This window comes from Nocardia sp. bgisy134, from assembly GCF_965341865.1.
Lineage (GTDB): Bacteria > Actinomycetota > Actinomycetes > Mycobacteriales > Mycobacteriaceae > Nocardia.
The window spans coordinates 98,829-122,391 of sequence record NZ_CBDQZP010000004.1 but is presented as its reverse complement, the minus strand read 5'-3'; the positions used below and the strand labels follow the sequence as shown (position 1 = coordinate 122,391).

Genomic DNA, 23,563 nt, shown 5'->3' with positions numbered 1-23,563 from the left:
TCGATTCTGTTTACTTAGAACCGACTTGTCGGTATTTTCGCAGCTGTGCCGCGTGCGGGATGGGTGCAGCTGGCGACCGATCAGCGGTTGTCCGATCACCTCGCGTTGGGCGTGTTGACCAGGGTTTTCACCCCCGAGGTGGTCGACGAGGTGCTGATCGAGCGCGGACGGGTCGAGCGCCGGAACCGATTGCTGCCCGCTCGGGTGGTGGTCTACTACGTGCTCGCGCTGGCGCTGTTCCCGTCCTGCTCATACGAGGACGTGATGCGCAAGCTCGTGTCCGGGCTCGAGTGGGCGTCCATATGGCCCCACCAGTCGACGATCCCGACGAAGGCTGCCCTGTTCCAGGCCCGTAAGCGCCTCGGCTCGGAACCGCTGCGCGCGGTGTACGAGAAGGTGGCGGTGCCGCTGTCCGAGGCGCGGGTTCCGGGAAGTTCCTACCGGTCCTGGCGGCTGATGAGCATCCACGAATCAACCATGGACGCGCCCGCCAGTAACGCGAATATCGAGCACTTCGGACGGCCGCCGTCTTTTCGGGATGGCCGGGGCGGGACGTTCCCTCGGGTGCGGGTCCTCGGGCTGGTCGAGTGCGGTTCGCACGCGATCGTCGATGTCGCGCTGGGAACCTGCGAGCATCGCGTGCAGGCCCTGGCCGAATCGGTGGTGCGATCGCTGCGCCCGGGAATGCTGCTGCTGGCCGACCGCGCCTTCTTCGGTGACCGCCTGTGGGACCTGTGCTGGTCCTCCGGCGCGGACCTGCTGTGGCGAATGCCGTCCGATTCTGTACTTCCTGTCGAAAAACGTTATCCAGATGGATCTTTCGCTTCCCATGTGTATCCCGGAACGAGGACGCGCCACGACGACATCGACGGGATCGCCGTGCGCGTCATCAAGGTCGCGGGCACCACGGCCGACGCCGACGAGGAGCGAATTCACCGACTGCTGACCACCATCACCGATCCCGAGACGGCACCCGCGAACGAGCTGGCCCGGTTGTATGCGCAGCGACAGGAGATCGAGACCGCGTTCGACAGGCTCGAGACCGACCAGCACGGCCGCGGTGGGGTGTTGCGGTCGAAGACGCCCGACGGCGTGATCCAGGAGGTCTACGGCCACCTGTGCGTCCACTACGCGATCTGCAGCCTGATGCGTTCGGCGGCAACCGATTCCGGTGACGACCCAGCCGGGCTGTCATTCGGTAGCCCCCTTCCGGGAAGCTCGCCGCACCGCAGCGCCGATTAAGTAAACAGACCTCTCGTGATGCCAGTTGCACATGCTGTGTGCGCCGTGTCACAGTTCCTCCGCCAAATCGTTACCGATCGGTAACCGAGAGTGTCTGATGCAGGAGTTTTACATGGTCAAGGACGTTCGCACGCGGATCGCTGCTGCGTTCGCTACGGCAATCACCGCGGGTCTCGCCCTCGCTGCGGCCGCCCCGGCCCAGGCCGCTCCGAGCCTGAGCCCCTACGTCGCCATGGGCGACAGCTACAGCGCGGGATCGGGGATCCTTCCGACCGATCCCACCGTCACCCCGGTGTGCGCGCGGACCACCCGCAATTACCCGAACCTCATCGCCGATGCCCTCGGCATCGAGGCGTTCACCGACGTCACTTGCGCCAACGCCAAGACCCAGGACTTCTACGGGAAGCAATATCCCAGCTTGATCCCGCAGCTCGATGCCGTCACCAAGGACACCAAGCTCGTCACCCTGACCATCGGCGGAAACAACAACGACACCCTGATCAAGGTGATCTCCTCCTGCATCACCGCAGGGACCGGGACCGCCGGCTTCGGCAACCCCTGCGAGACCCTTTACGGCGACAAGTTCACCAACGACATCCTGAACAAGACCTACCCCGACGTGAAGAAGGCGCTCGTGGACATCCACGCCAAGGCGCCGTCCGCGAAGGTCGTCATTCTGGCGTACCCCCAGGTCATGCCCGCGGACAACAGCAACTGCTTCCTGACGATGCCGATCGCCAAGGGCGACGTCCCCTACATCAACAACATCGAGGACACCCTCAACGGTGTCGTCAAGCGCGCCGCCGACGAGACGGGCACCACCTTCGTCAGCATGCAGAATTCCGTCGGCCACGACGCCTGCAAGCCCATCGGCACCCGCTGGGTCGAACCCGCCGTGTGGGGTACGAACTTCGTGCCGATCCACCCGAACGCGCTCGGCATGCAGAAGATGGCCGAACAGGCATTGGCCGCGATCGGCGGCTGACAAGACCGCGCCGCCGTTGCCAATTGTTAGCGATTCGACGAGCGAACTTTCCGCAGCGCTAAGGATCGCGTAAAAGTTTGTGGCTCCGTGTATTTCACATATTCGCCAGGGTGCATCGGCGGCGCGGCGCGGCTAGTTTGGTTGGGTGAGTTACGAGTACGTCGTCGTACCCGCGGGGGTCGTCGCATCGGCGGTCGAAGTGCCGTCCTATTTCCGGTCACAACAGGGGCGGCCCGTCGACGACGATCTACGGATCGTCGTGCTCGCCGGGTTGGTGGCGTGGAATGCGGCGATCCCGGCCGCGCGGCGGCACGCCGCCATACGGATCGAGGCGGCGGGCGCCGCGGTCCGTGTCACCGCCGCCGACGATCTGGATCGTCGGCGGAGCAGGGGGTCGGCGGTGGACTACGCGGCAGGTCCGGTCCGGCAGCTGCTCGAGGATCTGATCACGGGTTTCGACTACGAGCTGTACGACGGGCTCCAGCGCACCCTCACTCCGGCGCCGGAATTCCGCGTCGTCGATGTCGATATCGGCGGCGAACGCAACTATCGCTCGATGACGAAAAGCCAAGTGTTCTCGTGGATTCCGAAGCTCGCCGAACTCGCTTCGACGCCGTTTCTGATCGCCAGCCGCACCGCCGACCGGGAGACTTTCATCCAGACCTACCGTGACGCGCCGACCAGTTACACCCTGGAAATCCACGACAGCGCCCACACCGACCATTTCTTCGCCGCGGTGTTCTCCGATCCACGCCTTGTCGCGCAGCTGATCTGGGAATGGGCCAACGACGATTGGTCGACGCTGGACCGCGTGGAGTGGATTCGGGAAGGGAAATAGACCGGAATCAGGAGTGGCCGGGCAGCACGCAGGCGGTGTCCAGGCCGAGTACGTGATTCAGCCGCCCGAACGCGAGCCAGGAACCGATGCTCATGCTGAGCTCCACGATTTCGGTCTGGCTGTAGTGAGCCTTCATCCGCACCCAGAATTCCTCGTCCAGATTGTGGTGGTCGGTAGCGTAGCGTTCGGCGTACTCGGCGGCCAGGCGGGTGCGGTCGTCGAAAGCGTCGGTGGTGCGCCAGTCGGTCACCGCGTCGGCGAATTCCTCCTCGACCTTGACGCCGTCGCGCTCGGTGCGCCAGTCCAGACAGAAGATGCACCCGTTGATCTGGGCGATGCGCAGCCGGGCCGCCTCGAACTCGCGCAGGCCCAGCGTGCTGTGCTCGTATACCGCGAGCGAGAAGCCGGACGCGGCGATGCCGATGCCGGGGACCATCTCGCCCCACACGTAGCCGATGGGATCCTTGCCCTCGGGGATGTCGACGATCATGGGTGTTTCCTTCCGAGTTTGCCGACCGCTGGGCGCAGCGGGACGTCGAGTGCGTCGTAGAGTCCTGGTTCCGCGGCGACGAGCCAGTCGATCGCGCCGACCAGCCTGCCCACCGCGGTGGCGTTGCCTCCTGCGGAGCGATTGCCGCCCTCGTCGGCGGCCTCGACCGTCACCTCGATGCGCGGGCGGCCCTCGATGATCACCCGGTGGGCGCCGTCGCCGTCGGGCGGCGCGGGCCAGTCGGGTGCGCAGGAGGCGTGGATGCGGGTCACGTGCTCGATGACGATGCGCGGTTCGCCGCCGACGATGCCCTGCACTTCGAAACGCACCGCGCCCTGGGTGCCCTCCGCGAACTCGCCCATCTTCGCCGTCTGCACGGTGGTCTCCAGCGCGCGCCGGTCCAGGGTCTCGCGGATCTCGTCGAGTTCCACTCCGAGAGCGCGGGCCATCAGCCGAATCTGCCCGCCCCACACCATGGTCGGCACCGTCGGGGCGAGCATCGGCGGCTGGTAGTCCATCGGCTGGCCCATGCCGACGAGGTAGCGGACCGAGTCGGGCTGGTCGTAGGTGGTGTAGTCGAAGATCTCCTGGCAGCGCACCACGTCCACCGTGCTCGCGAGTCCGCTGACCAGCAGAGGCAGCACGTCGTTGCCCCAGCCGGGGTCGACGCCCGAGACGAACAGCGACCCGCCGCCCTCGGTGATGGCGGCCAGCACCGGATCGCGCAATTCCGTTGGCGCGCTGCGCGGGTCGTAGAGGGCGTAGAGCGCCGGGGTGACGACGACAGCGCCCGCGCGGATGGCACGCACGATGTCGGCGAGGGCGTCGCCGGGCCGAACGTCGCCCGAGGCGGCGTAGACGACTGCGCGGGGGCGGCCGGCGAGCACCGCATCGATGTCGTCGGTGGCGGTGACGGCCAGTTCGCGGTCGAGATCGGCGAGCGCGCCCGCGTCGCGCCCGACCTTGGCGGGATCGTGGACGAGCACGCCGGACAGTTCCAGCGCCGGGTGGGCGTCGACGGCACGAATGGCGGCGCGGCCGACATTGCCGGTGCCCCAGACGATCGTGGGGATCATCGCGCGAGCGTAGCAAGCGCTTGGTTCGGTGTCCGCCGGTTCGCGAGATCGAGCTCACTTTCGGTGGGCGGGATCGGTGTGCTTGGGGTACCGTGAGGACCATCAAGCGCCCGATGATGGCGCGTCAGCCGCTCGGCATCTTCGAAATCGGAAGAACATTATCTGCAACCCGAGGTTACATGTAACCTGAAGTTACACGCACTTCTCTCGTATCGCGCCCGGTTTCGGGAAGGATCCGGCGCCGCGTGCCACGCCGCGAAATCGCCTCCGGAGCGGGCAAAGAACTCATCTTCGTAACAGTCCTGCGCGCGAGGGCCGATCGGCGCCGGATTGGGCCGCCGACGGTGGTCTCGGCTAGTACGGTATAGCCCGCCGTGAGGCGCAGATGAGGACGAGCATCCGGCGGAAAGGCGGGACGCCAGCACATGAACGAGCCGTATTCGCAGTGGCATGCCCAGAATTCGGCCACCGACCCACCTCTCGCCGCGCGCTATCGGAGCGCCGATCCGATTCGCTGGAACGGCAGCATGGTCTACCCGATGTACACCGAGCGGTTCGGGCACGCCACCACCCTGCTCAGCATGACGCTGCTGTCCGCGGCGCCGCCCGCCGGACTGCGCGGCCACGGCATGGGCCTTTCCGTGATCGACGGGTACATCGACCTCGAAGGGCGCAAGCTCGAAGGCATCGACCTGTGGAGCGACGCGCTTGCCCGCGGCACCACCGTGACGCTCGTGCCGACCGGACCCGACGCGCTGTTCACGCTCACGCCGGTCTGGGTGGACCGCTCCGGCGTGCAGCGCTCGTGGATGGGCAACTACGGCATCCTCGTCGAAGACACCCCGGACGGCCGGATCGCGCTGTGGTGCAGCGTCGGCGAGGGGCCGCCCAACTTCGCCAATTTGGTCGTCGGTCTGGGTACCACGGCCGCCCCCGTTGTCGAAACACCGAAAGAACCTGTGGCAGAAACAATTACGAACACCGAAATGCCGGCCGCCGTGACTCCGAGCTCCGTGCCGTATCCCAACGGCACGCCGGCCGGATACGCCGCGACGTCGTCCTCCGCGACCACCACGCCGAGGAGAACCATCGCCGCACCAGCGCACGTCGAGGACATGGAAAACACTGCGACAAACCGGCATTCGCCGACGGCCGTACCGGAAACACCCGGGTCCACCGTGGCCACGGCCGATCCGCTCGGCGACTCCGACGAGCGCCGACTGCCCACCGAACGCGGAGCCGAGACCGGATATCGCGGCGCGCTCTACGATCTCGGGGTCGCCATGTTCGGCCGCGGCGAGGAAGACCAGGCGTGCGGACTCTGGGCGCAGGCGGCCCAGGCCGGGCATCCCGGCGCGGGCTACGATCTCGGCGTCGTGCTGTTCCGGCGCGGTGATCTCGTCGCGGCCGAAGGCTGGTGGCGCACATCCGCCGAACTGCGGGACCTGCGCGCGATGGCCGGGCTCGCCGAACTGCTCGACCGGCGAGGGGATCATGCGGAAGCCCGAATGTGGCGCGCCCGCGCGGCCGAAGAGCGAGCCGCCGAAGCCGGTCAGGCCGTCGGCCCCTACTGAACCGCGCTCGGCTCGTCCCTTTCCCGCAACTCCTCTCGCACCCGCATCAGCGCGAAACCGAGCAGGTTGGCTCCACGCCAGCGCGTCGGCTCCGCGAAATCGGGGTGATCGGCGGCCAACCCGATTCCCCAGATCCGGTCCACCGGGCTGGCCTCGACGAGCACGCGGTCGCGGGTGCCGAGCAGGAATCGGCGCAGATCGTCGTTGCTGCCGAACTTCGCCAGATTTCCGGCGACGACGATCTCGAAACGCTCGGCTTCCCAGCGCTTCTCGTCGAAGCCGTGCACCAGGCGGCCCAGGTCCTTCGCCTGCTTGGGGTGCTCGACGGTGAGCACTCTCGCCGCGGTCTCGGCGTCGCCGAACAGCAGCGCCTTGCGCCACATCATGTAGTGCTCGGCCGTCGGGAACAATGCGCCGTGCGCCTCGAACGGCGCGGGCCACCACTGACTGAAGCAGCCCTTGCCGACACTGCCGTCGGCCTGCGGACGATGGCCCCAGAACGGCAGATACTTCACGGCGCCACCCGCCGCTTTGAAACGGATCAGATCCTCGACCGAACGCATGGCCGCGAGTCTGCCCGACCGGCACGGCCAACGCCTCCGATTAATCGAGACCCGGGGCGCCGGAAAAAGAAGTGGCATCGGGTCCGGGCGGCTCGGTAGGTTGGCGGCCATGGGAGGTCCAGGCATCAACGGAGCGTGCGCGGTCGGCGCGTACTTCATCCGGCTGCGCGCGGAGGCCTGGGCCTTGCCAGCGGACCGCACCGCTCCGGTATCACTCTGATCCGGCTCTCTCGGCGCTGATCGCGCCGCCCGACGACCGCACTCGGCGGTCTGTCGCATGTGCCCTGGCATGGGTCCGGGCGAATCACCTTTTCCTGATTCGGCCACTCCGTTCGGAGGACACCCATGTCCCGCAATCGTTCCCTGCCGCGCGCCCGCGACGCGCGCGACCACCCCGGCATCGGCCCGCGCAAGCGGCTGAGCCAGAACTTCCTCGCCGACGCGGGCACCGCGCGCCTGCTGGTGCGCGCGTCGGGTATCGGCGCCGAAGACCTCGTGCTCGAGATCGGCCCCGGCTCGGGCATGTTGACCCGTCAGCTGGCCGACGCGGCCGGTCGCGTGCTGGCCTACGAGATCGACCCGCACTATGCGGCGCTGCTGCGCAAGCGTTACACGGGCGACGCCAGGGTCCGCTGTTTCCAGGCGGATTTCCGGGCGGTGACCGCGCCGCGTGAGCCGTTCGCGGTCGTCGCCAACATCCCGTTCGCCAGCACAACCGACATCGTTCGCTGGTGTCTGGCCGCGCGACACCTGACCTCGGCCACCCTGCTGACCCAGCGGGAATTCGCGCGCAAGCACTCCGGCGGCTACGGACGCTGGAGCAAGCTGACGATCACGCACTGGCCGATCACCGAGTTCGCGCTCGGCCCGCGCGTGGACCGCACGTGCTTCCGGCCGGTGCCGCGGGTGGACTCGGCGGTGCTGCATCTGCGCAACCGGCCGCGACCGCTGCTCGGGCCTGGCGCGCTGCGGGAGTATCGGCGGCTGGTCGAGCTGGGCTTCTCCGGCGTCGGCGGCTCGCTGGCCGCGTCCCTGGCGACCGAGTTCCCGTCCCGGCGGGTGCGTGCGGCGTGCCGGACCGCGGGCGTGCCGGTCGACGAACCGGTGGGAACCGTCGATCCGGCGCGGTGGATCGACCTCCATCGGGCGCTGTTGTGACGCACGTGCGGTGGTCGGTCGCCATCCGTTGCCGCGAACCGGCTGTTCGCCAGTCGCCCGGCCGCGCGACGTTGCCGGATCGGCGTCCTGCACACGGCAGGTTTTCCGGAGGACCGGCCCTCGGTTCACCGATCTCGTTCCAGAATGCGCGGGTCGCCGCCCCGGCGCGGCGATAGTATGCGGAGATGGCGCACCCCGCTACACCCGTACCGGGGGCGGCGGTCGCGGGGGGCTCGTCGCCCGCCGTGGCGGGGCGCGGCACCGGTGTCGCCGAGGTGGTGGCCCGGTTCGCGGAGGCGTGGCGGGACGGGCCGACGCCGCCGGACCTGCCCGCCTTCCTGCCCGACTCTCCCGCCATCCGCCGGGTGTCGCTGATCGAGCTGATCAAGGTCGATCTGGTGAACCGGTGGTCGCGCAACACCGAACCCAAGCGCCTCGCGGAGTACGTCGCGGAACTGCCCGAGCTGAGCACCTGGCCGTTGCCGCCCGACCTCATCTACGAGGAGTTCCACGTGCGCAGGAACGCGGGCAGCTCGGTGCAGGTCGGTGAGTACACCTCGGCGTATCCGGCTCAGGCCCAGGAGCTTTCGGAGATGCTGGCGACCGACGACTATCACAGCACGATGATGACGGCCGCCACCGAACCGGTGGGCCTCGACGACATCGACGTCGGCCAGCGCATCGACGACTTCGACCTGATGACCAGCCTCGGCCGCGGCGCCTTCGCCAAGGTGTTCCTGGCCAGGCAACGGTCCATGCAGCGGTTGGTCGCGTTGAAGATCTCGCAGAACAAGGGCACGGAGCCGCAGACCTTGGCCCAGCTCGACCACGAGTACATCGTGCGGGTCTTCGATCAACGGGTGCTGCCTTCCCGCCGGTTGCGCCTGCTCTACATGCAGTACGTGCCGGGCGGCACACTGTATTCGGTGCTGGAGCGGGTGCGCGTGACGCCGCCCGCCGAACGCAGCGGCGCGATGATGCTGGAGGTCATCGACGCGGTGCTGGCGGCGAAGGGCGAGATCACTCCGGTCGAGTCGTCGGTGCGCGCCGAACTGGCCACGTTGTCGTGGCCGGAGACCATCGCCTGGCTCGGCCGCAGGCTGGCCGAGGCGCTCGACTACGCGGGCCGGAGCGGAGTACTGCACCGCGACATCAAACCCGCCAACGTCCTGCTGACCGCGGAGGGGATTCCGAAGCTCGCCGATTTCAACATCAGCTTCAGCGGCAACGTCTCCGGCGCCAGCCCGGTGGCCTATTTCGGCGGATCGCTGGCGTACATGTCGCCGGAGCAGCTGGCGGCGGTGCATCCCGACATGTCCACCACGGCGGCCGATCTCGATACCCGCAGCGATCTGTACTCGCTCGCCGTGGTGTTGTGGGAGCTGTTGACCGGAAGCAAGCCCTTCCACGACGAGTCGGTGACCGGAGGCGACCGCACCACCCTGGACGGCATGCTGGGCCGCCGCGCCGCGGGCCCGGACGCGCTGCCCTACGAGGATCTGCCGCCGGATTGCCCGGCCGCGCTGCGCCGCGCACTGGTGCGGGCGCTCGAACCCGATCCCGACCGCCGCTGGGCGACCGGCGCGGACATGGCCCAGCAGTTCGACGTCTGCCTGGACGCCCGCGCCCGCGACCTGGTCGATCCGCCGCCCGGCAGCTGGCGACTGCGGGCCCGGCTGTGGATCGTTCCGGTCATGGCCGTCGCCATCGGTATCCCGAACTCGTTCGCCATCTTCTACAGCTACCAGCACAACCGGACGCTGATCATCGACAAGATGGACGAACAAGCCCAGCGGCAATTCGGCGAGATCGCGCCGAACGTCTACGGCCTGTGCTTCCTGATCGGCTTCATCGTCACCAATGTGCTGATCGCCGGGCCCATGTTCATCGCCTTCGGGCTGCACCGCGGGCGCGAGTACGACGCGGCCCGGCTCGCCAAGGCGCGCTCGGACACCTTGCGACTCGCGCAGCGCAACGTGCTGACCTGCTTCGGGCTGTGGGCGTTGTCCGGCATCGTCGTGCCGGTGACGGTGCAGGCTTCGGGCAGTCGACTCACCACAGACGCCTACCTGCACTTCTTCGTCACCCAGATCGTGTGCGGCGCGATCGCGATGGCCTACCCGTACTTCCTGGTCAGCTTCTACGCGGTGCGCAGCCTGTATCCGATGTTCCTGCCGCACGGCGGTCTCGGCCGCGCGGACGCCGACCAGCTCGAGACGCTGGACCGGCGCAGCAACTACTTCCTCGCCCTCGCCGCCGCGGTGCCGCTGCTCGGTGTCGCGGGCGCGACCTTCATTCCCGCCGAGGACATTCCGTCGGTCATCGTGGCGCTGCGGGTGCTGTGCGTCGGCAGCGCCGCGGCCTTCGTCGGCGTGTACTGGTTGTTCCGGATGCTGGAGAAGGATCTGGTGGCGTTGCAGCGCATCGTCCCGCGGTGATCAGCCGGGCTGCACCAGGGCGCGCTTGAGGATCTTGCCGGTGGCGTTGCGCGGCAGGGCGTCGAGGAAGGTCACGTCGCGCGGCACGGAGAACCGGCTGAGCCGATGCCGGATGTAGTCGCGCACCATGTCGCGGTCGAGCCGGGAACCCTCGCGGGTCACCACGAACGCGGCGAGGCGCTGGCCGAACTCCCGGTCGGGCACGCCGACCACGGCCACCTCGCTGACCTGTGGGAGGCGCAGCAGCGCCTCCTCCACCGGGCGCGGGAAGACGTTCTCGCCGCCGGAGATGATCATCTCGTCGTCGCGGCCCGCGACGTACACCAGACCGTCCGCGTCGACGTACCCGAGATCGCCGGTGTCGAGCATGCCGCCGGATTCGGTGGGCGGCGCGGCATCGGTGTAGCCGTCGAAGAGCATGTGGTTGTTGACGAAGATGCGTCCGGTCACCCCGCGCGGCACCGGGCGCAGATCCGGGTCCAGCACCGCGACTTTCGTGCCGAGCGGCGGGCGGCCCGCGGTGGTCGGCGCGGCGCGCAGATCGGCGGGGTCGGCGATGGTCGCCCAGGACACTTCGGTGGAGCCGTAGATGTTGTAGAGGACGTCGCCGAAGGTGTCCATGAACCGCAGCACGGCCGAACCCGCGAGCGGCGCACCGCAACTGGCCACGATCCGCAGGCTCGAGGTGTCGTAGCGGGCCTTGACGTGTGCGGGCAGGTCCAGGATGCGGTTCACCATCACCGGCACCACGACCATCGCGCTGACGCGGTATTCGTCGATCAGGCGCAGGCATTCCTCGGCGTCGAAGCGTTCGGTGAGCAGCACGCTCGCCCGGATCGGCGTGCTGATCTGCAGCGCGGCCAGACCCCAGGTGTGAAACAGCGGCGCCGGGATGAGCATCGTCTCGTCCATCCGGAACGGGATGCGCGAGAGCAGGGCGGCGACGGTGCCGAAACCCTTGGGCTGCGGGCGGCGTGCGCTCTTCGGCGCGCCACTGGTGCCCGAGGTGAGCACGATCAGTCGTCCCGGCTGCGCGGGTCTGGTGAACGGCGGGGTGTCCCACGCGACCAGGTCGTCGACCGTCGCCGGGCCGCCCTGATACGGGTCCGAGGTCGAGTAGCGTGGCAGCTCCGGTGCCACCGACCGCAGCAGCGGATCGAACTCGTCGTCGCGGAATATCGCGGCGAGTTCGTGCTTTTCGACCAGGTCGCGGATCTGGCGCGCCGAGAGTCCGGTGTTGATCAGCAGGGCGTCGATGCCGACCTTGCCCGCGGCGACCATGCACTCGACCATCGCGGCGCTGTTGCGGCAGAGCACGCCGATCGCGCTGCCCTCCCCCATCCCCAGCGCCACCAGCGCACCGGCGAGCCGATGGGTGCGGCTGTGCACCTCGGTGAAGCTGTAGGTGGTGTGCGCGTCGACGAGAGCGGGTCGATTGGGGGTGTAGGCCGCGGCGGCCGCGTAGCCGCCCGCGAGCGTGAAGCCCCACTTGGCCAGTCCGCCCAGCTGTTTCAGACCGCGGTCGGGCCGGTAACTGCGCACGACGCCGGTGCTGAGCAGCTGTCTGGCGATGCCGACCTGCAAGCGCGCCACGGAGTCCTCGCCGTTGACCAGCACTGAGGTCGGCGCAGCGCGCACCACGTCGGCGATCCGGTCCATGCCCGCCTTGGTCCAGGCGATCACCTGCGACTTGTCGAACGCGGCGATGCTCGGATGTACCCGTCCCACACCGACATAGGTCACCGTGACCCGGGTGTGCCGCGTGTCGCCGCGCAGCCGCACCGAGGCGAATCCGCCCGCGCCGGGACACTGCAATTCGAGAACTTCGCGCTTCCGCGCGACAACGAGATGAATGGGCGGTACGGTGATGTCGATGTCGGGTCCACCGGCGCGGATTATCAGAACCGTTTGCGTTTCTGATGTTTCGGCGCGCTCACACGATCCGACCCCCTGAAACATTCGCGAGTAGGTCTGCGTCTCGGTGAGCAGATCCCACATCGCCGTGCGGTCGACCGCGTACTCGGCATCAACGGTGATGACATCGGTAACCAACTGTGTGCATTTCTCTCCGGCCCATCCGCGTGCGCGGATCGGCGTGGTCACGTATTTGTACCGACAGGTAACAGTTAGGTCAAGGCCCGGTGTTGCGCCAGGGACGTGCCGGTGACTTTTCGGTCAAATGTCCAAATTTGGGAATCCGTCCCGTATTTCGTGCGGACCTGCACAATGTGATCGAGAAAAGCTTCGCGGCCGCGCCAGGTCGACGGGGCCGCACGACGGGAGAACGATGACCGCCAGAGCCGACCTGGAGCGCGAATTGGGCGGACCGCTAGCGGCCCTCGATCTGCTGACCGATCAGGAGATCGGAGACTTGGCCGCAGCGGTCGACGCCGCGCTGCGCACCGAGACCGCCACTCTCGCCGACTCCGTCGACGCGATCGTGGGCGCCTTGCCGTGGCCGCTGCGCACGGCGGCGAAGAAGATCATGTTCGGAAACCGGCTCGGCTGATGAGCGACCTGGTCATCAGGGCCCAGATCGTCCTGCTCGCCCGCACCCTGCACGTCCCCGCCGAGCGCCTCGCACACCTCGAGAAACTCGGCGCCGCACGGCTACACGAACTGCAACAGCGCGTCGCGAGCCGGATCTTCGACGAACACGCGGCCACCTTCCGGCGCCTCGCCATGCTGGTTCCGGTGATTCCGCTGAGCATCTCGCTGCCGTTGGTCCGGCGCGTGGTGCCGCCGACGATGGCGGGGCGCGCCGCGGGCGCGGTCGGCGTCCAGCATCCGAAGAAAGCCGCCGAGGCACTCGCCATGCTCGACGTCTCCTACGCCGCGGACTGCGTGCCGTACGTGGATCCGCGCACGGTCGGCGCGCTGGCCGACGTCGCGCCGCCAGGGCCGGTCGTCGCCATCACCAACGAGCTGCTGCGCCGCGGCGACTACGTCACCGCCGGTCCGTTCCTCGCCTATGCCACACCGACTCTCATCCGCGCCGTGGAAGCCGGGGTGACCGACGACGAGGGCATGATCCGGTCGGCCGCCTACGCCTATTCGGGCGCGAACATCAGCGCCATCATCCGGCACATGTTGCACGGTCCCACCCAACGAATCCCGCGCCTGACCGCCACCGTCTTGTCCGGCTCCGCGGAGCTGCGGTTGATCGCGCTGTCGGTGTTCGCGCGCTGCGACGAGGATGTGATCGCCGCGCTCGGCGACATCCTCTTCGACGTCGGCTCGGCCGAGCAGAACGCCGACATCGTCCGGGTCGCCGTCGAGGCGGGCGCGATCCGCGAATTGCTCACGTTCATCGGGCATCTCGGCCCCTCGGCGCTGGACACACTGGCCGCCAATCCGGTCACCGGCGACCACGCCGTCATATCGGCGCTGGTGGCCGAGGTCGCCGAGCGGCCCGAAACCTCGACACTGCGCGGGCTGGTGAACCTCTTGGAGCGCACCGACGCCGAGGCGACGCGGCGCTGGGGCAGGCGGCTTTTCGAATCGGACGACTCGCTGCTCGTCGAGCTGCCCGCGATCGTCACCGAGGCCAGGCTCTGGCCCGCGCTGCTGCGCATCCTCGCCGAGATCGACGCCGAAACGCAGACCCGACTCGGCGAGGCGTGGGCGAAGCTGCCTGCCGCGGACCGTGAGACGCTCGAACGACGGGTTCACCAGCTCCGGCTGGACACCCGCCTCGCCACCCTCACGGTCACGATGAACATCTACGGCTGAGGCTCGTCTCGGTGCCGCGCCGCGCACTGCGTGGTGCCGGATCACGCAGTGCGCGGCGACAGGTCCGCCTACACCGGCGTGAAATCCCGGCTGCCGATGTAGGTGGGTCGCCGCGCCGGTGCGGCGAACGGCTCCTCCAAGACGTTCTCCACGCTGTTGAACACCAGGAAGATGTTCGAGCGAGGAAAGGGGGTGATGTTGTTGGACGAGCCGTGCATGATGTTCGAGTCGAACAGCAGCGCCGACCCCGCCCGACCGGTGAACTGCATGATGCCGTACTTGCTCGCCAGCGTCGCGATGTCGTCGGTGCTCGGCACCCCGATCTCCTGCTCCTGCAACGACTCCCGATAGTGCTCGGCGGGCGTGCTGCCGTGGCACGGCACGAAGGTGCGGTGCGAGCCCGGCATCACCATCAGGCTCCCGTTGACCGGGTGGTTGTCGGTCAACGCGATGGACAGGCTCACCGCGCGCGGGCTCGGCATCCCGTCCTCGGCGTGCCAGGTCTCGAAATCCGAGTGCCAGTAGAAGCCCGTGCCGCGAAAGCCCGGCATGTAGTTGATCCGGGTTTGGTGCAGGTAGACCTCCGAACCCAGCACCTGCCTGGCCAATCCGGCCACCCGCGATTCGCGCACCAGATCGGCGACCGCGCCGCTGAGCTTGTGCACCTCGAAGATGGACCTGACCCGCCGGGAGGCCTTCTCGACGATGAGCCGGTCGTCCTCGGCCAGCGCAGGATCAGCGGCGAGCCTGCTGATCTCGGCGCCGAACAACGCCACCTCGTCGGGGCCGAGCAGATCCTCGACGACCGCGAAGCCGTCGCGGTCGAAGGTGGTCAGCTCCTCGGACTCGATCCTGCCCCACACCGTCGGATCGGGTCGTTCGATGTGCGCGGTGCGCGCCCCGGTGCGGGTGGGATACCGATCGATGCGCTCGACCTCGTCGCGCTCGATGGTCTGTGGTAACACTTCTCGCCGCTCCTCTCAGCCGACCGGCGCCGCGACAAGCGGGTAGACGCCGTTGCTGTCGTGAACCTCCTGCCCGGTGACCGGCGGGTTGAACACGCACATCATCCGCATGGCGCTGCGCACCTCGAGACGATGGCGTTCGTGCCCGTCGAGCAGGTACATGGAGCCGGGGGCGAGCTCGTAGGTGACGTCGTTGTCCAAGTCCGTGAGTGTGCCCTCGCCCTCGATCAACCACACCGCTTCCACGTGGTGGCGGTAGTGGAACTCGTGCACGGTCCCTTCCTCGATGGTGGTCTCGTGGAAGGAGAAGCCGACACCGTCGCCGCCGAGCACGATCCGCTTGCTGCGCCAGCCGGTGCCCGCGACGTCGCGGTCGGTGCCGGTGATCCCCGCGGTGCTGCGCACGATCACCGCAGCTCACCTCCCTCGGCCGGGCCGCGGTGGTGCAGACGGCCCCAGCCGGTGCACACCGTGTCGATGGCGCCGGTGAGCAGCTGCAGACCGTAGTCGAGTTCCTCGTCGGTGATCGTCAACGGCGGCAACAGCTTCACCACCTCGTCGGTCGAACCGGAGGTCTCCACCAGCAGGCCGCGTTCGAAGGCCACCTGGCAGACCTTGCCCGCCTGCGACGGGTCGTCGAAGGCGATGCCGTGCACCAGGCCGCGGCCGCGGGTCGACAGGCCGGGGAAGTGATCGGCGACCTCGCCGAGCGCGTGCGCGATGCGGGTGCCCTTGGCCTGTGTCGCGTTCTCCAGCGTGTCGTCGGACCAGTAGTGCTGCAGCGCGGTCTGCGCGGTGACGAAGGCGGGGTTGTTGCCGCGGAAGGTGCCGTTGTGCTCGCCGGGCGCCCACTGGTCCAGCTCGGACTTGAAAAGCACCAGCGCCATGGGCAATCCGTAGCCGCCGATCGACTTGGACAGCGTCACGATGTCGGGGGTGATCCCGGCGACCTCGAAGGAGAAGAACGGACCGGTCCGGCCGCAGCCCATTTGCACGTCGTCGACGATCAGCAGGATCTCGCGCTCCTCGCACAGCTTGGCGAGGTGCCGAAGCCATTCCGCGCGAGCGACATTCACGCCGCCCTCGCCCTGCACCGTCTCCACGATGACCGCGGCGGGACGGTCGAAGCCCGAGGACGAGTCGTCGAGTACCCTCTCCATCCACTGGAAGTCGGCGGTGGTGTTGTCGAAGTAGCCGTCGTAGGGCATGTGCGCCGCGTGCACCAGCGGCACGCCCGCGCCCGCGCGCTTGGCGGCGTTGCCGGTCACCGACAGCGCGCCGAGGGTCATGCCGTGGAAGGCGTTGGTGAAGCTGAGGATGGTCTCCCTGCCGGTCACCTTGCGGGCCAGCTTGAGCGCGGCCTCGACGGCATTGGCGCCGGTCGGCCCGGGGAACTGCACCTTGTAGTCCAGGTCGCGGGGAGCGAAGACGGTGTCGCGGAGGGTCTCCAGCAGTTTGCGCTTGGCCGCGGTGGACATGTCCAGGCCGTGGGTGATGCCGTCACCGGCGATGTAGTCCAGCAGCGGCTGCTTGAGGATCGGGTTGTTGTGGCCGTAGTTCAACGCGCCTGCGCCTGCGAAGAAGTCGAGGTAGTCCTTGCCGTCCTCGTCGCGCAGCCAGGCGCCCTTCGCGGTGGTGAACACGGTGGGCCAGGCGCGGCAGTAGCCGCGCACATTCGACTCCAGGGACTCGAAGACGGTGGTTTCGGCGGTGATCATCGAAGCTCCTTCTCGGGCTTTCGCTGTGCGGTCGGCACGATGCGATAGAGGTCTTCCGCGGCGTGGTTGTCGGGGAAGACATCAGGATCGAACAAGGGGCGCTTGGTCATTCGCGCGCCACGGCGACGGGCCACTGCCGCGAACATCGCGACCGAGGCCGGATTGTCCGGCGAGATGGTGGTTTCCAGCGCGGTGACCCCGTGCGGGGCGACGGTGTCGAGCAGTCGCTCGATCAGCGCGCTACCGGTGCCCCGGCCGCGCTCGCTGTGCGAAACCGCCACCTGCCAGACGAATACGGTGTCCGGCGCCTGCGGGCGCAGGTAGCCGATGACGAAGCCGACGACTCTGCCGTCCACCTCGGCGACCAGGGTGGTTCCGGGGAAGTCCCGACACCACAGCAGGTACGCGTAGCTCGAGTTGGTGTCGAGCACGTGCGAATCCTTTGCGATTCGCCAGATCTGGGCGGCGTCACCCAGCTGTGGCGCGCGCAGGAGCGGAGCACCGATTCGGTCGGATCTGCGCCATGCCGGCGCGAGGCCGGCGCGATCGATCGTTTCCGTGGACAAGGTTGGCAGTGACATACAACTCCCAGGTCGGGTCTGCAGTACTCATCCAGGCTTACGAACCAACTTTGAGCTGAAGTGGTCGATCTCTTTGCGGTTGTATTACGAACAGATCACGAGGCCAAACAAAATGTGATCAGCGTTGCACGTCGAGGCGATATCCGAGACCGCGCACAGTCACCACGACGCAGGGATCGGAAGGATCGCGTTCGATCTTGGTGCGCAGCCGGCGCATATGGACGTCTACAATGCGTTCGTCGCCGAAAAATCCGTCGTCCCAAACACGTTCGAGTAGCAGTGTGCGGCTGAGCACACGCCCCGGCGATTCCGCGAGTTCGCAGAGGAGCCGAAACTCGGTGATGGTCAAGCGAATTTCCTCGTCGCCGCGGCGCACCGCCCCGCCGTCGCGGTCGAGCACCAGAGGCGCGGCCGGATATGCGTCGAGCACCGTTTCGCGCGGCGCGTCGCGTTCGGCGGCCAGCCGCGCCCTGCGGCGCAATGCGCGCATGCGGGCGGAGATTTCCTTGATTTCGAAAGGTTTGGTGACGAAGTCGTCGGCGCCCGCTTCGAGCGCGGCGACCACGTCGTGGGTGTCGTCGCGCGAGCTGATCACGATGATCGGCACGTCGTGGTCGCGGCGGATCTCCCGGATGCAATCGAATCCGTCCATGTCCCCGAGCATCAGCTCGACGATCATCACGTCGGGGGCGCCGTTGCTGCGCAGGTGGGTCAGCGCGTCCTCGGCTTCGTGCGCCTCGGCGACGTCGTACCCCTCGTCCTCCATGGCTATCCGCAGTGCCCCGCGGATCTGGTCGTCGTCGTCCACGATCATCAGGTTCGCGCTCAAGACCTCATCCCTTGCAGACAGGCGGAAGCGCGGCGTGATGCGGAAATCGCATGCCCAACGACGCGACAGTCCGCTTCGAGCAGCTTGCCGACCACCCAAATACCCGTAGCGACCGCTCGGTAAACATCGGGTAGCCGGCGGGGGCCGCTCCTGACGGTCGCGAAGACCGCCGTGAGCTGGTCTTACCTGACCATTACGCGCATCCAGGTCGGCGAGGTGAGCTCGCCAACACCGACGATGTCGCCCGGGGTCCGTGCGGCGGCCACAGTCAGTGTCGACAGCGTCGTCACCGTTCCACGCATCTGCGGCTCCCTTTCCGTGTCCGGATTGCCGGGCTTCTGGTGTGCGTCCGGTTTTCCACCCTTGCCGGTGGGCGCGGCGATCGCAAGTCGGCGGTGATCTACGACACAGTCGGCCGCCCGGGTGGTGGCCGCCGAATGCGCGCGGCAAAACCGCCCGGAGCAGCGCCGGAAGGGCCTTCGGTAGCTGTTTGCCGGGTGCCCTGCCGGGTAGCTGACCGATATGGGCTTATCGGTGCGAGGAGTCGTCTTCAACCCGCTGGTCTCCGCCGTCGCGGGCACAGCGGTCGATGTCGCGCGGTCCGGAGCCGGGTTGGCGTTCGACACCGGGATGAAGGTCGCCGCCGTGCCGGTCCACGTCGCCGAGACGGGCGTGCGTGCCGCCGTCGCGGGCGCCGAACTGGTGCTCCCCGACGCGGCGGGCCACCTGCGCGACGATCTGGCCGACCTCGTCGATCCGCACGCCGGACGGACCCAGCGGCGGATCGCGGTGAGCGAGGACCGCGCGACCGTCGAGGTGCGCGGGCTCACCGACGAAGACAACCCGGCCATCACGCGGGCGCTCGGCAAGCGACTCGATCGCCTGCGCGCGGTGCGCTGGTGGGAGGTCAACGCGGTCACCGGACGGGTCGTCGCGGCGCTCGCGCACGGCGCGGCGGACCTACCCGCGCTGCTCGCCGAGGTCGAGCGAACCGAGCGTGACGCCGAGGTCGCCGACCGCGAGTGGAGCCGCCGCGAGGAGTTTCCCGCGGATCGAGAACCATTGCTGGTCGCCGGAATTCAGGTCGCCGGAGATCTGTGCGCGATGGCCGTCGCGAGCGCCGCGTGGCTGCTGCCGATCCGGCCGCCGGTGCGGGCGCTGCGTTCGATCGCCGCGTTCACCGACTCCCAGCCGCGATTGCGGCGCATGCTGGAGGATCGATTGGGCCGTCCCAGAACGGATCTGGTGCTGAGCACCGCGACGGCGTTCGGCAACGCACTCGGCAACGCGCCGGCCGAAGGCATGGCGAACCTGTTCGCCGACACCGTGCAGCGCACGATGGTGCTCACCGAAGTCGTCGCGCGGCGCGCCCAGTGGCACAGCTGGGAGTGCGAGCTCACCACGCACGCGGCGCTCTCCGTCGACGAGCCGCTGCCCCCGCACACCAGGCCCGCCGATCTGCCGCACGGACCCGTGGAGCGGGTCGGCGACGAGACCTCGGCCGCCGCGTTGCTGAGCGCCGCGGCGTTCGGCGCGTCACGGAGCGGAAGCGCCGCGGCGGAGGCGCTCGAACTAGGCGCGCCCAAAGCCGCCCGCGCGACCAGGGAGGCCTACGCCGCCGCCGTCTCGACGACCCTGTCGCGCGCGGGCGTACTCACCCTGGAACCGGTCGTCTGGCGACGGCTGGACCGCCTCAGCGCGCTCATAGTCGACGGCGAATCCTTGCTGACCCCAGGCCGTCTGGTGCTGGCCGCCGAGGCCATCGATCCGCGGTGGCGAGACCCGCACCGGCGACACCGGCCGGACCGGGCGTCGGCCGGCACGGACGGCGCCGACGGGGCCGACGGGGCCACCCGCGACGGCGCCGAGCCGCCTGCCACGTCGGAGGACGCGGCGCGTCGAGTGTCGGGCAACGGGTCCGGCCCCGCGAAGGACGACCTGGGCGAGCGGGTGAAAGCAAACGAACAGCGGGCTGCGGCCCACGTGTGGAGTGCGGCCCAGCGTCTGCTCCGCCCCGGCACGGACGAGGGAGCCCCTGGCGCGAAAGACCAAGCACAGCAGCAAGATACGCACGGCTTGCGCTTGGTGCACCCCACGAGCGGGCTGCCGGACCGCGGCGCCACCCTACGCCCGGTCTGGCGCGAATTGCGCGACGGCGACCGGCCGGTCGGCCGGGTCCTGATCGGTCGCGAGCTGGACCGCCGCGCCCACGCCGTGCTCGGCGCGGCACGGAGCGCGGGTCTGCGGGTGACCCTGGTCGGCGGCGAGGACGTCGCCGAGTTGCGTTCCCTCGCCGACGAATTCGCCTCGGCCGGGGTGTCGATGAGCAAGCTGGTACACGGCGCGCAGCAGGACGGTCACGTCGTCGCGGTGCTGAGCCCCCGCGCGCACAAGGCGCTGGCCTGGGCCGACGTCGCGATCGGCCTGTGCGGCGGGGACTGGGGGTCGATGCGTCCACCGTGGAGCGCGGACCTGCTCTGCCGCGATCTGACCCAGGCCCAACGGGTGCTCGCCGCCGTCGCCCCGGCCAGGCAGGCCAGCGAACGCGGCCGGGCGTTGGCCCTCTCGGCCTGCGCACTCGGTGGACTGCTGCTGGCGACCGGACCCGCCCGGCGCGGCCGCTACTCGCCGATGGTCACCGCGCACTGCGTCGGCCTGCTCAACGGCGCTGTCGCGGGCTGGCGGGCCGTGCGCGCCGAACCGCCTGGCACCTTGGCTCCGCTGCTGCCCTGGCACGCGCTGGAATCCGATGAGGTCCTCTCCCGGCTGCCGCGACCACCGGCCCTGGCCGAGCGAGCTGCCGAAGCCTCTCGCGCCCCGGCGATCCTGGCGCCGTTGGCAGGGCTGGTCTCGTTCGCCGGGCAGCTTCGCCGCGAGCTGGCCGACCCGCTCACCCCGATCCTCGGTGTCGGCGCGGTCGCCACCGCCATCCTCGGCTCGCCGTCCGACGCCGTCCTGCTCTCCTCGGTGCTGACCGTCAACGCGCTCGTCTCCGCGCGGCAGCGCCAGAAGGCCGAGAACGCCCTGCACCGGCTGATGGCCGACGAACAGGTGACCGCCCGGCTGCTGGACCGCGCCGTGATCGACGACGGCGGCGCCGAACCGGATACGGACCGCGCCGACGAAAGTGTTGTCCCCGCGTACCGCCTCGCGCTCGGTGATGTCGTCGCGCTGCGGGCGGGCGATATCGTGCCCGCCGACGCGCGGCTGCTGTGGCTCGACGATCTCGAGATGGACGAATCGGGATTGACCGGCGAATCGGTGACCGTGGAGAAGCAGCTGGCCGCGACGCCGGGCGCCGAGCTCGGCGACCGGGCGTGCATGGTCTTCGAGGGCAGCACCGTGGTGAGCGGCGCGGCCTGCGCCGTCGTGGTCGCCGTCGGGGCCGACACCCAGGCGGGCCGCGCGACCGCGGGCGCGGTGCCGCCCGAAAAGGGCGGCGTCCAAGCGCAATTGCGGCGGTTGACCGATCGTGTGCTGCCCCTCACCTTGACCGGCGGCGGCGCGGTGACGGCGCTGGGCGGCTTGCGTGGACAACCGCTGCGCACCGCGATCGCCGACGGCGTCGGTGTGGCCGTCGCGGCGGTGCCGGAAGGCCTGCCGCTGGTCGCCACCGTCGCACAGCTGGCGGCCGCGCGCAGGCTCTCCAAGCACGGCGTCCTGGTGCGGGCCAGTCGTACCGTCGAGGCGCTCGGCCGGGTCGACACCCTGTGCTTCGACAAGACCGGGACACTCACCGAAGGCCGGTTGCGGCTGACCACTCTCGCCGACCTGCACGACCAGTGGCAGCCCGACGCTGATTCCGACGCCGCGCGCCGTCTGCTGCGTGCCGCCGCGCGCGCCTGCCCCGACCAGGACGAGGGTCCGGTGCTGCACGCCACGGACCGCGCGGTCGTCGATGCCGCCGACGTGCTCGGCGACGACGCGCACGAATGGGATCCGATCGAGGAAATTCCGTTCGAGTCCAACCGCGGCTACGCCGCCGCGCTCGGCCACACCACCCGCAGGCTGCGCCTGGTGGTCAAGGGCGCCCCCGAGGTGGTGCTCCCGCGCTGCGCCAAGGTGCGCACGGGCGAACAGGACAAGCAGCCGCTCACCGACGAACAGCGCGAACACGCGCAGGCAGTCGTGCGGGATCTGGCCGAACAGGGTCTGCGGGTGCTGGTGGTGGCCCGCCGGGATTTGGACGAGGAGCCGGAGGATGTCGAGGAGGCGGTCGACGAACTCACCCTGCTCGGCTTCCTCGGATTGGCCGATACACCGCGTCCGCAGACGCTGCCGCTGGTGAATGCCTTGCGCGAGAACGGGATCGGCATCCGCATGATCACCGGCGATCACCCGGTGACCGCCGCGGCCGTCGCGCGGCAGCTGGGCATCGACGCGGAGTCGGTGGCCACCGGCGCGGATCTGGACCGGCTCGACGACAGCGCGCAGACCAAGCTGATCGAGAAGACCTCGGTGTTCGCCAGGGTCGCTCCGGAACAGAAGGTGCGCATCGTCGCCGCGCTGCGCCGCGGCGGGCACGTCGTCGGCATGACCGGCGACGGCAGCAACGACGCGGCCGCGATCCGCAGCGCGGACGTCGGAATCGGTGTGGCCGCACACGGTTCCGCGGCCGCCCGCAACGCCGCCGATCTGGTTCTCACCGACCCCGACCCGACCGCGCTGCTGCACGCCCTGGTGGAGGGGCGCGGCATGTGGCAGCGGATCAACGACGCCGTCGGCGTGCTGGTCGGCGGGAACGCGGGCGAGGTCGCCTTCACGCTGTACGGCACGGCCGTGAGCGGTCACGCCCCGCTCGGCACCCGCCAGTTCCTCTTGGTGAACATGCTCACCGACATGTTCCCCGCGCTGGCGCTCGCCCTGTCCCGCGACCGCGAGGAGCAGAACGCCGCCGATCCCGAGCAGCGGGCGCGTCAGCTCTCCGACATCCCGCCCGCGCGACTCGGGTCGGAACTCACGCACACCATCGCGGTGCGCGGCATCGCCACCGCCGCAGGCGCGGCGGCCGCGTGGACGATCGGCCGCTACACCGGCTCGCACCGGCGCGCCGCCACCATCGGCTTGGTCGCGCTGATCGGCACCCAGCTCGGACAGACCCTGCTCTCCGGCCACGACAGCCCGCTGGTCTGGGTCACCACCGCGGCCAGCGGCGCGGTGCTCGCCGCGGTGGTCATGACGCCGGGGGTGTGCAACTACTTCGGCTGCACCCCGCTGGGCCCGGTCGGCTGGACCATCGCCGCGACGACCGCTGCCGCGGCGACCGCGGGTTCGGTGGTGCTCCCCCGCTACCTGCCCGCGCCCGCCGCCGACGATTGACCCGCGCGTTTCGACCAACTGGAATTCGTTCGGGGACAGGCACTCTCGATCGGAA

General features: G+C 69.1%; 18 protein-coding genes. 9 read left to right on the top strand and 9 right to left on the bottom strand.

The features are described 5' to 3' along the window. The first annotated feature begins 45 nt into the window (after positions 1–45). The 3 genes from ACRWNM_RS09455 (at position 46) to ACRWNM_RS09445 (ending at position 3,065) form a co-directional block, all read left to right on the top strand. A complete protein-coding gene (locus ACRWNM_RS09455) occupies positions 46–1,242 on the top strand; it encodes an IS4 family transposase (protein ID WP_431965632.1) in 1,197 nt (398 codons plus the stop codon). Positions 1,243–1,354: 112 nt separating this feature from the next. After that, entirely contained in the window at positions 1,355–2,227 is an 873-nt protein-coding gene (locus ACRWNM_RS09450) for an SGNH/GDSL hydrolase family protein (RefSeq protein WP_431965630.1), read from the top strand. A gap of 145 nt (positions 2,228–2,372) precedes the next feature. Continuing rightward, on the top strand, positions 2,373–3,065 hold the full coding sequence (locus tag ACRWNM_RS09445) for a hypothetical protein (RefSeq protein ID WP_431965628.1): 693 nt from the start codon (positions 2,373–2,375) through the stop codon (positions 3,063–3,065). A 7-nt stretch (positions 3,066–3,072) separates the two neighbouring features. Here ACRWNM_RS09445 and ACRWNM_RS09440 read toward each other — a convergent pair whose 3' ends face one another. Together ACRWNM_RS09440 and ACRWNM_RS09435 are read right to left on the bottom strand one after the other, a co-directional pair. Next, positions 3,073–3,555 (bottom strand): carboxymuconolactone decarboxylase family protein, encoded by a 483-nt coding sequence (locus tag ACRWNM_RS09440; RefSeq protein WP_431965626.1) that lies wholly within the window; start codon positions 3,553–3,555, stop codon positions 3,073–3,075. Next, on the bottom strand, positions 3,552–4,631 hold the full coding sequence (locus ACRWNM_RS09435) for an NAD(P)H-dependent amine dehydrogenase family protein (RefSeq protein WP_431965624.1): 1,080 nt from the start codon (positions 4,629–4,631) through the stop codon (positions 3,552–3,554). The genes ACRWNM_RS09440 and ACRWNM_RS09435 overlap by 4 nt, the downstream gene beginning before the upstream one ends. Before the next feature lie 425 nt (positions 4,632–5,056). Here ACRWNM_RS09435 and ACRWNM_RS09430 point away from each other — a divergent pair, with 425 nt between their 5' ends. Further along, positions 5,057–6,205, top strand: coding sequence for a hypothetical protein (locus tag ACRWNM_RS09430; protein WP_431965622.1), 1,149 nt, complete (start codon positions 5,057–5,059; stop codon positions 6,203–6,205). Here the strand turns inward: ACRWNM_RS09430 and ACRWNM_RS09425 are convergent. Further along, on the bottom strand, positions 6,199–6,768 hold the full coding sequence (locus tag ACRWNM_RS09425; protein ID WP_431965620.1) for an NADAR family protein: 570 nt from the start codon (positions 6,766–6,768) through the stop codon (positions 6,199–6,201). The two genes, ACRWNM_RS09430 and ACRWNM_RS09425, sit on opposite strands and share 7 nt — an antisense overlap. 345 nt (positions 6,769–7,113) lie before the next feature. Here ACRWNM_RS09425 and erm point away from each other — a divergent pair, with 345 nt between their 5' ends. Further along, positions 7,114–7,926, top strand: coding sequence for a 23S ribosomal RNA methyltransferase Erm (erm, locus tag ACRWNM_RS09420; RefSeq protein ID WP_431965618.1), 813 nt, complete (start codon positions 7,114–7,116; stop codon positions 7,924–7,926). A 185-nt stretch (positions 7,927–8,111) separates the two neighbouring features. After that, on the top strand, positions 8,112–10,364 hold the full coding sequence (locus ACRWNM_RS09415; protein WP_431965616.1) for a serine/threonine-protein kinase: 2,253 nt from the start codon (positions 8,112–8,114) through the stop codon (positions 10,362–10,364). Here ACRWNM_RS09415 and ACRWNM_RS09410 read toward each other — a convergent pair whose 3' ends face one another. Further along, positions 10,365–12,416, bottom strand: coding sequence for an AMP-binding protein (locus tag ACRWNM_RS09410; RefSeq protein WP_431965614.1), 2,052 nt, complete (start codon positions 12,414–12,416; stop codon positions 10,365–10,367). It abuts the gene before it with no gap. A 235-nt stretch (positions 12,417–12,651) separates the two neighbouring features. Between ACRWNM_RS09410 and ACRWNM_RS09405 the strand changes: the two genes are divergently transcribed. Together ACRWNM_RS09405 and ACRWNM_RS09400 are read left to right on the top strand one after the other, a co-directional pair. Beyond that, positions 12,652–12,873, top strand: a complete 222-nt coding sequence (locus ACRWNM_RS09405) for a hypothetical protein (RefSeq protein ID WP_431965612.1) — start codon at positions 12,652–12,654, stop codon at positions 12,871–12,873. Continuing rightward, positions 12,873–14,096: a hypothetical protein gene (locus ACRWNM_RS09400; protein WP_431965610.1), complete on the top strand. Its 1,224-nt coding sequence runs from the start codon at positions 12,873–12,875 to the stop codon at positions 14,094–14,096. The genes ACRWNM_RS09405 and ACRWNM_RS09400 overlap by 1 nt, the downstream gene beginning before the upstream one ends. 68 nt (positions 14,097–14,164) lie before the next feature. On the opposite strand, the gene thpD is transcribed toward ACRWNM_RS09400, so the two are convergent. From thpD to ACRWNM_RS09375, 5 genes are all read right to left on the bottom strand, one after another. Further along, the gene (thpD, locus tag ACRWNM_RS09395) at positions 14,165–15,061 is read right to left on the bottom strand and encodes an ectoine hydroxylase (protein WP_431965608.1); all 897 of its coding nucleotides are present in this window, start codon (positions 15,059–15,061) and stop codon (positions 14,165–14,167) included. A gap of 15 nt (positions 15,062–15,076) precedes the next feature. After that, on the bottom strand, positions 15,077–15,472 hold the full coding sequence (locus tag ACRWNM_RS09390) for an ectoine synthase (RefSeq protein ID WP_431965606.1): 396 nt from the start codon (positions 15,470–15,472) through the stop codon (positions 15,077–15,079). Beyond that, positions 15,469–16,779: a diaminobutyrate--2-oxoglutarate transaminase gene (gene ectB, locus ACRWNM_RS09385; RefSeq protein WP_431965604.1), complete on the bottom strand. Its 1,311-nt coding sequence runs from the start codon at positions 16,777–16,779 to the stop codon at positions 15,469–15,471. The genes ACRWNM_RS09390 and ectB overlap by 4 nt, the downstream gene beginning before the upstream one ends. Further along, positions 16,776–17,360, bottom strand: coding sequence for a diaminobutyrate acetyltransferase (gene ectA, locus ACRWNM_RS09380; RefSeq protein WP_431965602.1), 585 nt, complete (start codon positions 17,358–17,360; stop codon positions 16,776–16,778). The genes ectB and ectA overlap by 4 nt, the downstream gene beginning before the upstream one ends. Before the next feature lie 118 nt (positions 17,361–17,478). Then, positions 17,479–18,189 (bottom strand): response regulator transcription factor, encoded by a 711-nt coding sequence (locus tag ACRWNM_RS09375; protein WP_431965600.1) that lies wholly within the window; start codon positions 18,187–18,189, stop codon positions 17,479–17,481. 534 nt (positions 18,190–18,723) lie between these two features. On the opposite strand from ACRWNM_RS09375, the gene ACRWNM_RS09370 reads away from it, so the two are divergent. Next, the gene (locus ACRWNM_RS09370) at positions 18,724–23,508 is read left to right on the top strand and encodes an HAD-IC family P-type ATPase (protein WP_431965598.1); all 4,785 of its coding nucleotides are present in this window, start codon (positions 18,724–18,726) and stop codon (positions 23,506–23,508) included. Positions 23,509–23,563 lie beyond the last annotated feature (55 nt).

Excerpts from the sequence above, each read along its gene's own strand:
- ACRWNM_RS09415 (WP_431965616.1), top strand. The coding sequence starts at position 8,112 with ATGGCGCACCCCGCTACACCCGTACCGGGGGCGGCGGTCGCGGGGGGC.
- ectA (WP_431965602.1), bottom strand. The coding sequence starts at position 17,360 with ATGTCACTGCCAACCTTGTCCACGGAAACGATCGATCGCGCCGGCCTC.
- ACRWNM_RS09440 (WP_431965626.1), bottom strand. The coding sequence starts at position 3,555 with ATGATCGTCGACATCCCCGAGGGCAAGGATCCCATCGGCTACGTGTGG.
- ACRWNM_RS09450 (WP_431965630.1), top strand. The coding sequence starts at position 1,355 with ATGGTCAAGGACGTTCGCACGCGGATCGCTGCTGCGTTCGCTACGGCA.
- ectB (WP_431965604.1), bottom strand. The coding sequence starts at position 16,779 with ATGATCACCGCCGAAACCACCGTCTTCGAGTCCCTGGAGTCGAATGTG.
- ACRWNM_RS09430 (WP_431965622.1), top strand. The coding sequence starts at position 5,057 with ATGAACGAGCCGTATTCGCAGTGGCATGCCCAGAATTCGGCCACCGAC.
- erm (WP_431965618.1), top strand. The coding sequence starts at position 7,114 with ATGTCCCGCAATCGTTCCCTGCCGCGCGCCCGCGACGCGCGCGACCAC.
- ACRWNM_RS09400 (WP_431965610.1), top strand. The coding sequence starts at position 12,873 with ATGAGCGACCTGGTCATCAGGGCCCAGATCGTCCTGCTCGCCCGCACC.
- ACRWNM_RS09405 (WP_431965612.1), top strand. The coding sequence starts at position 12,652 with ATGACCGCCAGAGCCGACCTGGAGCGCGAATTGGGCGGACCGCTAGCG.
- ACRWNM_RS09435 (WP_431965624.1), bottom strand. The coding sequence starts at position 4,631 with ATGATCCCCACGATCGTCTGGGGCACCGGCAATGTCGGCCGCGCCGCC.
- ACRWNM_RS09425 (WP_431965620.1), bottom strand. The coding sequence starts at position 6,768 with ATGCGTTCGGTCGAGGATCTGATCCGTTTCAAAGCGGCGGGTGGCGCC.